The following is a 14,369-nucleotide window of genomic DNA, read 5'->3' as shown; positions in this document are numbered from 1 at the left end:
TTTAACTTAATTTGTTTGTGACATTGGCACTTTCAAAACTAGCCATTTCGTTTAAAAAAAATACTGCAGATTGTACTAATGGATATGCTAATGCAGCACCAGTTCCTTCTCCCAATCTCAATCCAATATTTAAAATAACATCAGCTTTTAAAAAGGCTAGCATTTTACTGTGTCCTTGTTCGTCTGAGCAATGAGAAAAAATACAATTGTCAGTTACTGAGGCATCCATGGCATGGGCAGCTAATAAAGCAGAAGTCACTATAAATCCATCAACTAAAATGGTGATGTTTAGTTCTTTTGCTTGTAATATTGCTCCGGTAATCATGGCTATTTCATATCCTCCAAAAGTGGCTAAAACCTCTAGAGGATCTGTGATGTTTTGGTGAATGTTTTGTGTTTTTTTTAGAATAGCTGTTTTAACTCTTACAGCATCGTTGTTTAGCCCAGTTCCTTTACCTACACAATTACTGATGTCTGTTTGAGTGTAAGTACTCATTAACAACGAGGCAGATGAAGTATTACCAATACCCATTTCACCAAAACCAATGATGTTTGTTCCTTCGGCAAATTGCTTAGTTACAATCTCTTTTCCTTTGTTAATTGCCTTTTTACAATCCTCAATACTCATGGCTGGAGCGATAGAAAAATCGTTTGTTCCTTTGTTTATTTTTGCGTGAATTAAATTAGGAGTTGTTCCAAAATCATAATTTACTCCAGCATCAATAACTTTTAGGTGAATTTTATGTTGCTTACAAAATACATTGATTGCAGCGCCACCATTTAAAAAATTAAAAACCATTTGTGTAGTCACTTCTTGAGGAAATGGACTTACAGGTTCTGAGTTTACAATACCGTGATCACCCGCAAAAACTAAAATGGCAGGTTTAGATAAGGTAGGCGAGGTAGTTTGTTGAATTTGACCAATCTTAAAAGCTATTTTTTCTAAATACCCTAAAGATCCTAAAGGTTTGGTTTTTGTGTTTATTTTATGTTGTAAAGTTTCTTGAAAGCTCATGGAGTATTATTTTAAGTTTATCGGAAGACCAGAAACCATAAAGGTTGCATTGTTACTTAATTTAGCAATTTCTTGATTAACCCAACCCTGTAGTTCCGTAAATTTTCTTGCAGTTTCTGTATTTGCATGTACGCCCATTCCTATTTCGTTAGAAATAATAATTAAAGTGGCGTTTACTTGTTTAAGTTTGTTTAATTCTTCTTTAACTGCTAATAAACTTTTTTCTACATCATATTGAGTGTCAGTATAAAAATTTGTTAGCCATAAGGTAACACAATCAATAACAACTACAGAGTTTTCTTTGATAACCGTACTTAAATATTTTTCTTCTTCAATAGTTGTCCACCTTTCATCTCTATCAGAAATATGTCTATCAACACGCTTTTTAAAATCATCATCCCATATTCTAGAAGTGGCTAAATAATAGGGGGTTGGACTCAGTTTTTCTGCTAGTTTTTGAGCATAACTACTTTTTCCTGAACGCTCTCCTCCTGTGACGTAATATATCATGTGAATTTTTTTAGACAAAGATTGGTAAGTTTTTTAATATTAAAAAAATATATCTGTAAAAAGATTTTACATTAGCTTTTTAAATTTTTTACAATGAAAGTATCTTCTTTTATGCCTGCAGTAACTCAAATTATTTACGATTTGGGTTTACAAAACTCTTTAGATGGAATTACGTTTGAGTGTCCACAAATAGCGTTAAAAGAAAAAACACCCGTAGTAAGGTGTGTGCTTGAAGGAAAAAATTATACCAGTGATGAGATTAATACTTTGTTTTCTAAAAGTAAAGCCACAGGAGAAAGTTTGTATTTTGTAGATGAAGAAGCTTTAGGAAAAATAGCTCCTGATGTAGTTTTTACTCAAGATGTTTGTGATGTTTGCCAAATTGATACCGAATGTGCCTCTTTAGCAGTAAATAAATTAGAGAAGATTCCAGAACTAATTTCGATTACCCCACAATCTTTAGAAGATGTTTTTGACAATGTACTTACAATTGCCAAAGCAATGGAACAAGAAGAATTAGGGAAAACACATGTAGCTTTTTTAAAGAATAAAATAGCCAAAATTGTAGATCAACAAAGAGCGGCTAGGGTAATGCCTAAAAGTGTGATGTTGTTAGAGTGGATAGATCCATTGTTTAATTGCGGACATTGGATTCCTCACCAAATTGGATATGCTGGAGGAATTGATTTACTTTCTCATCCTTCAGGAGATAGTATTGTGATAGATTGGCACAAAATAGTAAAATACAATCCAGAAGTTTTAGTGATAGCTCCGTGTGGATACACTAAAGAAAGAACTTTAGAGGATATGAAGTTTTTAGAAGCTAAACCTGAATGGAATTCTTTAAGAGCTGTACAAAACAAACAAGTGTATTTAGCAGATTTTGATATGTTTACCCAATCTTCTGCAAGTACTTTAGTTGATGGTATAGAAGTTTTAGCCCATATTTTTCATCCTTCTGTTTTTACAGAACCTAAAGGACTGGAACATAAATATTGTAATTATTTTAAAATATAGAAAAATAAAAAGACCACTAAATTAGTGGTCTTTTTTTATAAAATAAGTATTTGTTTTATTTTCCGGCTTTCCAAGCTTCAAATTGTTCAGGTGTTAATACCTTTTTCATTAATTTATAAGTACCTCCATAAACTTCTTTTAAGGCAGCATTTTTCTCTTGGTCAGATTTATCCGAATTCTTAATCTCTTTTACTTTTTCAAAGTCAGCCGTTTTTTCAGTAACCAAAGTATTAAACTGTTCGTCTGTTAGATTTAAGTCAGCATTTGTTTTATGAATTCTTTCTACTACTTTTTGGTTAACCCATTTAGTAGCCTTTTTATTATTTGCTTGACCAAATACAGTTGCAGAGGTAGCAAAAATCATCAATGCGGCAAAAATCATTTTTCTTAATGTCATAATATGTTAGTTTTTATGTTATTAGATTTTAAAGTTACTGAAAGATAGAGGTTAAACAAAATAAATGACACTAAGCAAACCTTTTTAGATGATTCTTGAAAGGAAAATAATTCTTGTAAATAAAAAACAGAATAAATAAAAAAAGAACGTATTTTTGCCGAGATTTTGGTTTTTATGCTATTCAAGAAATTGAGAGCTAAAATTAAAAGGGAATCTTGTTAAATTCAAGAACTGTCCCCGCAACTGTAAGCTATGCCGTAAAGGTGCTTGTTATATTCTTAAACCACTGTTTTTAAAAATAGTAAAAATGGGAAGGTAATAACAAGACGCAAGTCAGGAGACCTGCCACAATCATAAATATAAATTCTTTCGGGAGCAAAGGAAATTTATGATGAAACTATGTAACGCTGTATTTTATATCTGTATACTTTGGTGTACTGTAACTATTGCTCAAAATGATTCTATCAATCGTTTGGAGAAGGTTTCTTTGTGGTCTAAAATTACAAATGCAAGTATTGTCGGAGGGAAAGAAATAAAAATATCAGACGAAAAAAAACAACGAAACTCTAGTAGTTTAACAGACGTTTTAAGATATAATTCTCCAGTAGTTTTTAGAGATTATGGAAATGGAGGAGTAAGCACAGCAGTATTTAGAGGTACTTCGGCTACCAATACACAGGTAATGTGGAACGGTATTAGTATAAACGCCGTGGGAAATGGACAGACAGATTTTAATGCTATTGCAGCTTTTGCATCGGATGAAATTACGGTTATTAGTGGAGGGAATAGTGTTGAATACGGATCGGGAGCTATTGGAGGAGTGATAAGGTTGGATAATAAACTTCTTTTTAATCATACGGAAAAAGGAGAGTTTTATTCAAGCTATGGAAGTTTTAACACTTTTACAAACTATTTTAAATATGCTATTAGCCTTGATAAAATAGCGGTTAAAATTGCATTAAATCACAACAAATCAGATAACGATTATATTTATGTAGATGATAGGTATAAAGATGAAAATGGAAATGATATAAAAAACATTAACGGTAATTACCACAATTTAGGAGGGACACTTTCTTTAGGATATAAATTTAGCTCTAAAAACAAACTTTATTTTTATTCTAATTTTTTTAATGGAGAGCGACTTTTCTCAGCAGGATTGCCAAATCCTAAAAGAGGAACAGAAAAATTTGTAGATAAAAATTATAGGAACTTACTTAAATGGGAGTTTAATACAAATGGTTATTACCACACTCTAAAAGCTGCTTATTTGGAGCAGGAGTATAACTATTATTTGTATAAAACATTTTCTAATTATTTGTACGGAAAATCAAAACAGACATTAACAAACTATTCGATAAATAAACAGTTTTCGCGTTATCTTAAAGTGTTTGCAGAGTTAGGGTATGATTATTTACAAGGAGAGAATAGTGATATTTCTCAAAAAAATAGAAAGAGTTTTTACCAAAAATTACATCTTGTTTCGCAACCTGTAAATGGGCTAAAAACCTCTTTAAGTTTTAGGAATGAACAAAATTCTTTTTATAAGCTTCCTTTTGTATATGCTTTGGGAACAGATTATGAATTGTTACCAGGCTTTAGAATAAAAGCTAATTATTCCACAAATTTTAGACAGCCTACCAACAATGAATTGTTTTGGCCTCAAGTAGGAAATTTAGATTTACTTCCTGAAACATCAAAACAATATGATATAGGATTGGCTTATAAAAACAAACAAATTGAATTGGTTGTTAATTATTTTAACATCGATTTAAAAAATAAAATATTATGGATTCCTGTAGGGGATGGTAATTTGTGGAGACCAGAAAATATAGATGATGTTCTAAATAATGGAATAGAGTCTTTTCTTTCTTTTCAATATAAATTTAACGGAGTGTTGTTTTCTAATGTGCTAAACTACTCATACATAAATGCTATAGATCAACAAACCACTAACAGAATTCCTTTTGTACCTAAACATAGCTTTAATAATAATTTTTCGGCAGCATATAAATATTTAACGCTTTACTATCAGCAGCTATATCAAAGTAAAGTGTATACCAATTTAATACAACTAGACTATTATTCTTTAGAGGCTTTATCAGTATCTAATATAGGAGCAGAAATAAAAGTGTTGGCTAAAAAAAATAGATTGGTAAAATTAGGAGTAAAAGTGAATAACGTGTTTAATAACGTGTACTACTTTACCAATTTAAGACCCATGCCTGGGCGAAATTACAGTGTAAATATTAATTATAAATTTTAATAAAAATGAAAGTAACTAAATTAATTTGTAAGCTATTCTTGTTGAGTTTGGTTTTTGTGTCGTGTAATGATGATGATAGTTTAGAATTGATCACTCAAAATGTTTTTGAAGCTATAAATTCAGAAATTATTGTAAGTTCAGAAGGAAATTTTACTAGAAAAGATGGGTCTATTTCTTATTTTGGAAAAGACCATGCAAATGTGTTTTATTACAACGAAGTAAATGGAGCAAAATTAGGAGGTTTGGTACAATCTATAGCTTTTAGCGATACCAAAGCATATATTATTTTAAACGATGTAAATCAAATAGTGGTTGTAAATAAAAACACTTTTGTAAAAGAAGCTGTTGTTGAAACAGGATTGTCAAACCCTAGATACATGACTATTGTTGGTGATAAAGGATATATTACTAACTGGGGTGTTACAGGTGATGAAGCTTCAGAAGATTATGATGATTATATTGCAGTATTAAACTTAGCTACGAATACTATTGAAGACACCAAAATAACTGAAGGTTTGCCATTTGGACCAGAGCAAATTGTATCAGCAAATAATGGAAAAGTTTATGTTTCTCACAAAGGAGCTTGGGGGACTAATAACAAAGTATCTGTAATACAAAATAATCAAGTTTTAAAAACAATTGAAGTAGGAAACACACCTGATGAGCTGATTTTAGACGATAATGAAAATTTATTGGTGTTGTCTGAAGATACAGCTGCTGAATATAATGATGATTGGACAACAAAATCTACCAACAATCCTTCTCAAATAAATTTTATAAATACTAGTTCAGATGCCATAGAAAAAACTTGGTCTTTTGATGTTACTACTCCTGTTAATTTAATGGCTTATGAGTCTGGAAGTATTTATTTCTATGCTAGTCAAGTAGTTTATAAATTAGATGAAACGGCAACAGAAGTTAGTTATAATGAGGTTTCAAACGGAAACATACTATATGGTTTAAATGTTAAAAAAAATAAGTTGTTTACTTTAAAAAGAGCTTTTACTAACTTAAGTAAGTTGACTGTTGTTAATGTTGAATCTGGATTGGTTGAATACGAAACAGCTGTTGGATTAGGAGCTTCTAAAATATACTTCACTGAGTAATTGGTGAGTTGCTATGAAGGAGAGAAAAGCCCATACAATTTGTATGGGCTTTTTGTTTTATAAAATACTTTGTACTTCTTTTTGAATGTATTGTTGGGTAATTTGTATTGGAGACTCTCCTTCACTGCCTATTTTAATAAGTTCTTGTTGTAAATCTTTACCACTTACCAAATTATCTTGCATGCTGTAAGCGGTAATATTATTTAAAACAGTGGTTTTAGTGTTTACAATTAATTTCCAACAATCGTTACTTATGTATATTTGTTGAACCAAATTATGCTCAAACTCAGCGTTTATTTGAGTGATAAGTAATTTAGCATATTCAATTTTATTAATGCCATCTGGTTCAACTCTATAAGGAAGACTTTTTAGATTAATACGTTCTAAAAACAAAGTCATTCTTTCATAAGCCTGAAGCCTAATAGGTAAACTTTGTTTTTTTTTGTCGTTTAACATTTCAAATTTTCGTTTGTTATTTTCTAAATGCACATATTGCTTTAAAAAATAAGCAGCCACACCGGCGGTAATAATGGATGGAATGGTATATTTAAGAATCTCTAGAATTTCATTCATGGTAAAATATTTTAAGCGAATATAAATGTTAGTTTTTAGGTGTCAAAATATGAGTTTCTTTAAAAATGATTACTTTTAGGCAAGCAATATAAAAACAAGCCTGTGTTCAGTTTTTTGGAATTTACTTTTATAGATTTACTAGATATTCTTTTAGTAGCCTTTTTGTTGTTTAATGTTTATAAATTATTAAAAGGTACAGTAGCCATTAATATATTTATAGGTATTGCCATTGTCTTTTTAATTTATAAAGTTACAGAGGCGCTACACATGGAAATGTTTAGCTCTTTATTAGGGACCTTAATTAGCGGTGGAGCCATTGCGTTGATTATTATTTTTCATCCAGAAATGCGTAAGTTTTTATTGATGTTAGGATCAACCAACTTAAAAAGTAAAAGGAATTTTATCAAACAATTAAAGTTCTTAAAAGCAGAAATATCTATTGATGTTGATGTAGAGGCTTTGGTGATGGCTTGCGAAAAATTTGGAGTTTCTAGAACAGGTGCTTTAATTGTAATAGAAAGAAATAATAGTTTAGAATTCTTAAGCGAAAAAGGGGATGCAATGAATATTGAGGTGAATATCCCTATTTTAGAAAGTATTTTTTATAAAAATAGTCCATTGCATGATGGGGCGATTATTGTAAAAGAAAATAATATTATTGCTACTAGAGTTGTATTGCCATTGTCTGAGAAAAAATTACCAAGCAGATTTGGTTTAAGACACAGAGCTGCAATAGGGGTCACCGAAAAAACTGATGCAATGTGTTTGGTAGTTTCTGAAGAAACAGGTGAAATTTCTTTTATTATTGATGGTGCTTTTGAGTTGTTTAGCACAACTAATGAGTTGCAGGAAAAAATTAGAATGTACCTAAGTTAAAAATCTCTATTAACATTACGTTTATCCCATTTTAAATCACTCAATACCGAAGATTTTACACCAATAAAAAAGTAGTATGAACTGTAGTTTCCAAGAGGAACCCAGTTAAAATTCATACTCCAACTTCTTAAATCTCTAGAAAATCTTAAACTAGTATAGGTAAATCCTTTGTTGATAAAATCATAACCAGAAGATGCTCCAACTTTCCAACCTGGACTAAGTTCTACATCTCCAGAAAACATTAACGAGCTAGAGGTAATTTCATCTTGTCCTAAGCTGTTTGAATAGTTGGTAGAATATGAAAAACGAATGTTCCATGGCATAGAAGAAATGTATTGAGGTAAGTTAGGGTTTTCTTCTTTCTCCTCATCTTCATTACTTTCTTCTTCAGGGTCAACAGAAAAATCATTGGTGTTTCTAATATCTTCTCCAAATAATTCTTGGTCATAAGCGGTAGAATCTTCTTCATCCTCCGAAGTATCTCCTTCTTTCTTTTTTTGAAAGTCTTTGCTAGAAAAAGAATAACTAGTAGTAAAATTGGCTCTCGTCATTCTAAATAAAGGACCTCCATTTTTATAACTTAAAGCATCTATTCTTTCTAGATTGTTGGTTGTTGAATTTTCAACCAAGGCATAAGGGTCTAAAGAAGCACCAAAGTTTAGATTCATTTTTTTAAACAATGTAGTTCCGGCTGTTAAGTTTACAGGAGAAAGTTTAAAACTATCCGCAGTAAAATTATAACTGGTACTCATGTTTAAGGAATTTAAGATCGTGATTTTTTTATCCTCACCCTCCAAATCATCTTTATTGGCTACTTTTCCTTCAAAGGTGTTGGCCAAACTAAATCCTAAGGAGTTAGATACCCCTCTTGATGGAGCTCCGTAAATACCATTATCAAACCTAGAGTAGGTTACAAAACTTGTAGCGTTAGCATCTTCTTGAACTTGTTCGTAATAAAAACCAAAATCGGGTCTATAGCTATAAGAAACAGAAGGTCTCATAGTATGTCTAATGGCTTTTAAATTACTGTTCTTAAATTTAAACATACCATAGATAGTAGTACTTACAGAGGCAGAAGCGCTATAATCTCTAAAAGAACTAAATCCAGAAATAGTATCTGTTACAATTTGATCTGATGTGCTATCGTATTCTTTGTGAATTTTATCGGTATACCAAACTTCTCTATAGCTCATACTTGGTGATAAAGAAAAGTATTTTAATAATTTCATATTAGTACTCATACTAATATTGTGTTGAGCACCATTTTTGGCGTTATCAAAAATTCTATCACTAAAAAAATCATCTTCAGTAGTCTCTACTTGATTGTCTGCTTTTAAAGAATAAGTAAGACCAATTTTTTGAAAAGCATTTTTCTTAGTTCCATTTTTAGGTGCAAAAGGGTATTGTCTGTCCATGTTTAACTGTAAAGATGGAAGCGTTAAATACACTTTTTGAGTATTTGTGTTTTGCCTGTGGTTGGCAGAAAGGCTGATGTTAAAAGGAGTTCCTACAAAATCTTTATAGTAAGAAACAGAAGAACTCAAAGTGTTTGTTAATCCTAAACCATTATTTGATTCGTTAACAGATTGCCTAAAATACTGACTACTACCTAAGTTTACCGAAGCAGAAAATCTACTGCTTGGAGAGGCCTTGCTATCTTGACTATGAGACCACCTTAGGTTAAAGTTTTTAGCAACACTATAACTAGAAAAACCTTCAATTCCACTAATAAGGTTGTCGTAATTAAAACTAAAATTACCACTAAACTTATATCTTACTCTATAGCTAGAAGCAGCATTAAATCCCCAACTACTATTAGAATATATATCTGCAGTAAGTTTTAAATCAAAATAGTCGTTTAAAGCTAAGTAATAACCACCGTTTTGTAAGAAAAAACCTTGACTAAAAGATTCTCCATAAGTAGGAAAAATAATTCCAGAGGTTCTGTTTTTTGTTAAAGGAAAGTATGCAAACGGAAAAATTGCAGGCGTAGGTACATCTGCAAGAACTAAGTTTGTGGGACCTGTAATAATTTTTTTACCAGGAACTACTTTTGCTTTGGTTGTTTTTAAATAATAGTCTGGATGCCTTGGGTCTGAGGTGGTAAAAATAATATTACGAATAAAAATAGTAGAATCGTTTACCCTTTTTGTTTTTTGCCCTAAGGTATTAATTCCATCCTGCTCAGTTTCTAAACCATAAATAATGGCCTTTTTGGTTTTGTAATTAAAAATTAAGGAATCTTGTGTGGTTTCGTTCCCAGTAGTTTTAAAAACTGGTAGTTGAGAATATTTACCATTTTCATCTGGAATTCCTTTTGCTTGAACAGTATTGGTTTGATAATCAATTAAAATTTTACCAGCAGTGATGTCGTTTTCTCCGTAAACAACATGAGCCTCACCATAAAGATTTACTTTTTTATTAGGAAGATCTTCTAAGATATAATCCTTAGCAGAGTGTTCTATAATATATTGTATGGCTTCTTTTTTGGGTGGCGGAGCTATACTATCGTTTTCAATGCTTGGGATGCTATCATTTTGTACATTACCAATACTATCATTTACAACTTTAGGTAGACTGCTATCTTTTTGCACAATAGAATCTTTTGCCTGCGTTAAAATATTAGTATCTGTAGTTTTATCTTGAGCCTTGGTAGTTAAACTACTAAAACACACGAATAAAACTAATAAAAGAATGTAAAGTCTATTTGTTTGCAATGCTTTAAGTCCTATTTTTGTCTAGTCTGATTGGCAGCAATATAGATGCCAATTTGAAAGTCCAAAAATAATTAAATTTTATTGATGAAATTGATTCCCATATTTAAATATCAGAACTTTTCTATTATACGTATAAGTATATTGTTTATTGTGCTTCTTAGCTCAATGAATACAGATGTTTATGCTCAAAAACACGATGAGTTTATTGTCGTATTAGATGCTGGTCACGGAGGAAAAGATCCGGGTAAAGTAGGATATAAAGGAGCAAAAGAAAAAGATGTAGCCTTAAATATAGTCTTAAAAACAGGTAAAATACTTTCTACTATTCCAGGAGTAAAAGTAATGTACACTAGAAAAACCGATGTTTTTGTTGATTTATGGAAAAGAGGAGATATTGCCAATGCAGCCGATGCAGATTTGTTTGTGTCTGTGCATTGTAACGCACATACCAGTCAAGCCATAGGTTCAGAAACTTGGGTATTGTCTTTAAAAGGAAACGATAAAAACTTTAGGGTAGCCAAAGCAGAAAACGAGGTGATTTTACAAGAGGAAAACCACAAAGAACGTTATCAAGGTTTTGATCCTAGTAATCCAACATCAGTTATAGGGCTTTCTTTAGAGCAAGAAGAAAATTTAGATCAAAGTTTGTTGTTGGCTAGTTTAATTCAAACGGAGTTCGAAAAATCTTTAAATAGAGTTAACAGAGGTGTGAAACAAGCAGGTTTTGTGGTTTTATATCAAACTTATATGCCTAGTGTATTGATAGAAACAGGCTTTTTAACCAATAGAATAGAAGGAAAGTATTTGTATTCTGCCGCAGGTCAGCAAGAAATGTCAAATGCTATTGCAAAATCGGTTCATAACTATTTTAAAAGACAGCAATTAAATGTTGCTGCAAGTGAATTTTATGATGGTGATGTTATAGAAAGTCCAAAAGAAAATAATAATGTTGTTAGTAGCGTTAAAAACTCAAACACTTATTATAAAGTTCAATTGGCATCTAGTAAAAATAGAATTAGTGCATCTGCCTATAACTTTAAAGGATTAAAAGATGTAGAAAGAGTTGAGGTAGGTGGTTTTTATAAGTACTATTTAGGAAAGTATTATAGTAAAAGTGAAGCTGAGAAAGGAATTGCTTTGGCAAAATCTAAAGGTTATAAAACAGCGTTTATTGTAGGGTTTAATGATGAGGCTACAAGTCCTAGAACAGCAATAGCTAAGCAATTATCTACACCAACATCTGTAAATAAATCAGATACAGGGGTGTATTATAAAGTTCAAATAGCTTCTTCAACAAATAAAATCAGTACAACTCCATCAAATTTTAAAGGATTAGATGAAGTAGAAGCTGTAAAAGTGGGAAATTATTACAAATATTATTTAGGAAAGACTAGTAGTTACAACCAAGCAAAAAAGTATTTGGCAGCTGCAAAATCTAAAAAATACAAAACAGCATTTGTGGTCGCTTTTTTAAATGATGAAAGAATCACTCTAAAAGAGGCTTTGAAAAGGCAAACAAATTAAATATTTTGTATTTTCGTTCCATGATAAAAATTTCTAGAGAATTAAAGGCAGGTATTGCTGCATTGGTAATACTAGCATTGTTTTATTGGGGGTTTAGTTTCCTAAAAGGCAGAAATCTATTTAATGGTGGATTAAATAGCTATTACACAACTTATAAGAATATCAACGGGTTAAAAAAATCTAGTGCCGTTACGGTAAATGGATTTACGGTGGGTAAAATTTTAGATATTCGTTTTAGCAATGATCCAGCAAAAAAAGGACAACTTATTGTTGAGTTTACTATAGAAGAAGATTTGCATTTTTCTAAAAAATCTATTGCAAAAATTTATAGTGGTGGATTAATGGGAGGTAAATCTTTAGCGATTATTCCTTCTTATGATGGTGATGAGGCAAAACCAGGAGATTATTTAAAAGGAGAGATAGAGTCAGATATTTTTTCATCGATAACCAATAAATTAAATCCTTTACAATCTAAAATAGAAAATGTAATTGTTAATATAGACTCTGTTACTCATCATTTAAACAAAATGTTAAATCAGAGAACCATAGAAAACTTAAACAATAGTTTTGAAAATATAAATCTGATTATGGAGAGCTTAAAAAATACTTCGGCAACTGTTGAGGTAATGATGGAAAGTAATCAGCAGAATATGAACAATACTTTTAGTAATATTAAAAATACTACTAAAAATTTAAAGACTTTTTCTGATTCTTTATCTAAAATTAAATTGTTGGCCATTTCAGAAAAAATTAACAGAACAGCTTCTCATTTAGATAGTATTACAGCAGGTATACAAGCAGGAGAAGGAACAATTGGTTTGTTAACAAAAGATGAAAAATTATACAACAATTTAGAGGCTGCAAGTAAGGAGTTAGAAGAATTGTTAAGAGATGTAAAAGAGCATCCAAAAAGATTTGTCCACTTTTCAATCTTTGGAAAAAAAGAAAGAAAATACGAAGAGGCAACAGAAACTAAAGAAAACTAAACACTATGCAATTTATTCCAAATATCATTTTTGCTATTTTATTAGGAGTAGGCGTATACTTTTTTGCAAACAATGTAAAAAAGTTAATTCGTAATATTAAACTAGGGAAAGATGTAGATAGATCCGATCAAAAATCGGAACGTTGGGCAAACATGATCCGTATTGCTTTAGGGCAATCTAAAATGGTAAAAAGACCTGTTTCAGGATTTTTTCATATCGTTGTTTATGTTGGATTTATTATCATAAACATTGAAGTTTTAGAAATTGTCTTAGACGGATTATTAGGAACTCATCGTTTGTTTTTACCAATTCTAGGAGAAGGATTTTACGGATTCTTAATTGGAACTTTTGAGATTTTGGCCATTTTAGTATTTATTTCGGTAACTGTTTTTTGGTTGCGTAGAAACGTAATTAAAATCAAACGTTTTTGGAATAAAGAAATGACCGCTTGGCCTAAAAACGATGGAAACTACATTTTGTATTTCGAAATGGTGTTGATGACTTTGTTTTTAGTAATGAATGCTACCGATGTACATTTGCAACAATCAGGGACAGGAAATGTAATTAGCCAGTTTATAGTGCCTTTGTTTCACAATGTTTCTTTTGAAGGTTTACATCTTATCGAAAGAATTGCTTGGTGGTTGCACATTTGTGGAATTTTAGTGTTTTTAAATTATTTATACTATTCAAAACACTTACATATTTTATTAGCTTTCCCAAACACTTTTTATGCAAACTTAAAGCCTAAAGGTCAGTTTCCAAACAATAAAAATGTAACCAAAGAGGTTCAGTTAATGATGGATCCAAATGCAGATCCGTATGCGGCTCCTGCCGAAGATGCTGGAGAACCAGAAAAGTTTGGTGCTAGTGATGTAACCGATTTAAATTGGGTACAGTTGATGAATGCTTACACTTGTACAGAGTGTGGTCGTTGTACTTCAGTTTGTCCGGCAAACTTAACAGGTAAAGAATTATCGCCTAGAGCTATTATGATGAAAACTCGTGATAGGTTAGAAGAGGTAGGTAGAAATATAGATGCTAACAAAGGAACTTTCCAAGATGATGGAAAACAATTGTTAGGAGATGATTATATCAAACAAGAAGAAATTTGGGCATGTACAAGTTGTAATGCTTGTGTAGAAGAATGTCCTGTAAATATTGATCCTTTGTCTATTATTATGGATATGAGACAATATTTAGTAATGGAACAATCCGCAGCACCACAAGAGTTAAACGCTATGATGCAAAATGTTGAAAACAACGGTGCACCATGGCAATATAGCCAAATGGATAGGTTAAATTGGGTGAACGAGGAATAATCAATTAGCAATTATCAATTAGGAATTACAAATTCAATCACTCGTAATTCGTAATTTCAAAAT

General features: G+C 31.2%; 12 protein-coding genes and 1 riboswitch. Of the genes, 7 read left to right on the top strand and 5 right to left on the bottom strand.

What is annotated here, in order from left to right:
• Position 1 precedes the first annotated feature (1 nt).
• Positions 2–1,015 carry a nicotinate-nucleotide--dimethylbenzimidazole phosphoribosyltransferase gene (cobT, locus tag AXE80_RS10585; protein WP_068827083.1) on the bottom strand — a complete coding sequence of 338 codons (1,014 nt, stop codon included), beginning with the start codon at positions 1,013–1,015 and terminating at the stop codon, positions 2–4.
• A 6-nt stretch (positions 1,016–1,021) separates the two neighbouring features.
• Positions 1,022–1,525 (bottom strand): bifunctional adenosylcobinamide kinase/adenosylcobinamide-phosphate guanylyltransferase, encoded by a 504-nt coding sequence (locus tag AXE80_RS10580; RefSeq protein WP_068827082.1) that lies wholly within the window; start codon positions 1,523–1,525, stop codon positions 1,022–1,024.
• 93 nt (positions 1,526–1,618) lie between these two features.
• On the opposite strand from AXE80_RS10580, the gene AXE80_RS10575 reads away from it, so the two are divergent.
• Positions 1,619–2,542, top strand: a complete 924-nt coding sequence (locus tag AXE80_RS10575) for an ABC transporter substrate-binding protein (RefSeq protein WP_068827080.1) — start codon at positions 1,619–1,621, stop codon at positions 2,540–2,542.
• A 55-nt stretch (positions 2,543–2,597) separates the two neighbouring features.
• On the opposite strand, the gene AXE80_RS10570 is transcribed toward AXE80_RS10575, so the two are convergent.
• A complete protein-coding gene (locus AXE80_RS10570) occupies positions 2,598–2,939 on the bottom strand; it encodes a hypothetical protein (RefSeq protein WP_068827078.1) in 342 nt (113 codons plus the stop codon).
• 149 nt (positions 2,940–3,088) lie between these two features.
• Positions 3,089–3,303: riboswitch (cobalamin riboswitch) on the top strand.
• Positions 3,304–3,327: 24 nt separating this feature from the next.
• Between AXE80_RS10570 and AXE80_RS10565 the strand changes: the two genes are divergently transcribed.
• Both AXE80_RS10565 and AXE80_RS10560 read left to right on the top strand, forming a co-directional pair.
• Positions 3,328–5,205, top strand: a complete 1,878-nt coding sequence (locus AXE80_RS10565) for a TonB-dependent receptor plug domain-containing protein (protein ID WP_083194653.1) — start codon at positions 3,328–3,330, stop codon at positions 5,203–5,205.
• Between the two features lie 5 nt (positions 5,206–5,210).
• Positions 5,211–6,311 (top strand): YncE family protein, encoded by a 1,101-nt coding sequence (locus AXE80_RS10560; RefSeq protein ID WP_068827070.1) that lies wholly within the window; start codon positions 5,211–5,213, stop codon positions 6,309–6,311.
• A gap of 57 nt (positions 6,312–6,368) precedes the next feature.
• On the opposite strand, the gene AXE80_RS10555 is transcribed toward AXE80_RS10560, so the two are convergent.
• Complete coding sequence (locus AXE80_RS10555) at positions 6,369–6,884, bottom strand: DUF7935 family protein (protein ID WP_068827067.1); 516 nt, start codon at positions 6,882–6,884, stop codon at positions 6,369–6,371.
• 102 nt (positions 6,885–6,986) lie between these two features.
• Here AXE80_RS10555 and cdaA point away from each other — a divergent pair, with 102 nt between their 5' ends.
• The gene (gene cdaA, locus AXE80_RS10550; protein ID WP_068827065.1) at positions 6,987–7,760 is read left to right on the top strand and encodes a diadenylate cyclase CdaA; all 774 of its coding nucleotides are present in this window, start codon (positions 6,987–6,989) and stop codon (positions 7,758–7,760) included.
• On the opposite strand, the gene AXE80_RS10545 is transcribed toward cdaA, so the two are convergent.
• A complete protein-coding gene (locus AXE80_RS10545) occupies positions 7,757–10,477 on the bottom strand; it encodes a putative LPS assembly protein LptD (RefSeq protein WP_206208120.1) in 2,721 nt (906 codons plus the stop codon). The genes cdaA and AXE80_RS10545 overlap by 4 nt on opposite strands.
• A 165-nt stretch (positions 10,478–10,642) precedes the next feature.
• On the opposite strand from AXE80_RS10545, the gene AXE80_RS10540 reads away from it, so the two are divergent.
• Genes AXE80_RS10540 through AXE80_RS10530 form a run of 3 tightly spaced genes read left to right on the top strand, consistent with a single transcriptional unit; the run spans position 10,643 to position 14,306 of the window.
• Complete coding sequence (locus AXE80_RS10540; RefSeq protein ID WP_068827063.1) at positions 10,643–12,001, top strand: N-acetylmuramoyl-L-alanine amidase; 1,359 nt, start codon at positions 10,643–10,645, stop codon at positions 11,999–12,001.
• A 20-nt stretch (positions 12,002–12,021) separates the two neighbouring features.
• Positions 12,022–12,987, top strand: a complete 966-nt coding sequence (locus AXE80_RS10535; protein ID WP_083194652.1) for an MlaD family protein — start codon at positions 12,022–12,024, stop codon at positions 12,985–12,987.
• Positions 12,988–12,992: 5 nt separating this feature from the next.
• Complete coding sequence (locus AXE80_RS10530; RefSeq protein WP_068827061.1) at positions 12,993–14,306, top strand: 4Fe-4S dicluster domain-containing protein; 1,314 nt, start codon at positions 12,993–12,995, stop codon at positions 14,304–14,306.
• Positions 14,307–14,369: the final 63 nt, after the last annotated feature.

The sequence above is a fragment of the Wenyingzhuangia fucanilytica genome (assembly GCF_001697185.1).
GTDB classification, from domain to species: Bacteria; Bacteroidota; Bacteroidia; order Flavobacteriales; family Flavobacteriaceae; genus Wenyingzhuangia; species Wenyingzhuangia fucanilytica.
The sequence above is the reverse complement of the archived record's forward strand: the minus strand, read 5'-3'. Positions and strand labels throughout refer to the sequence as shown.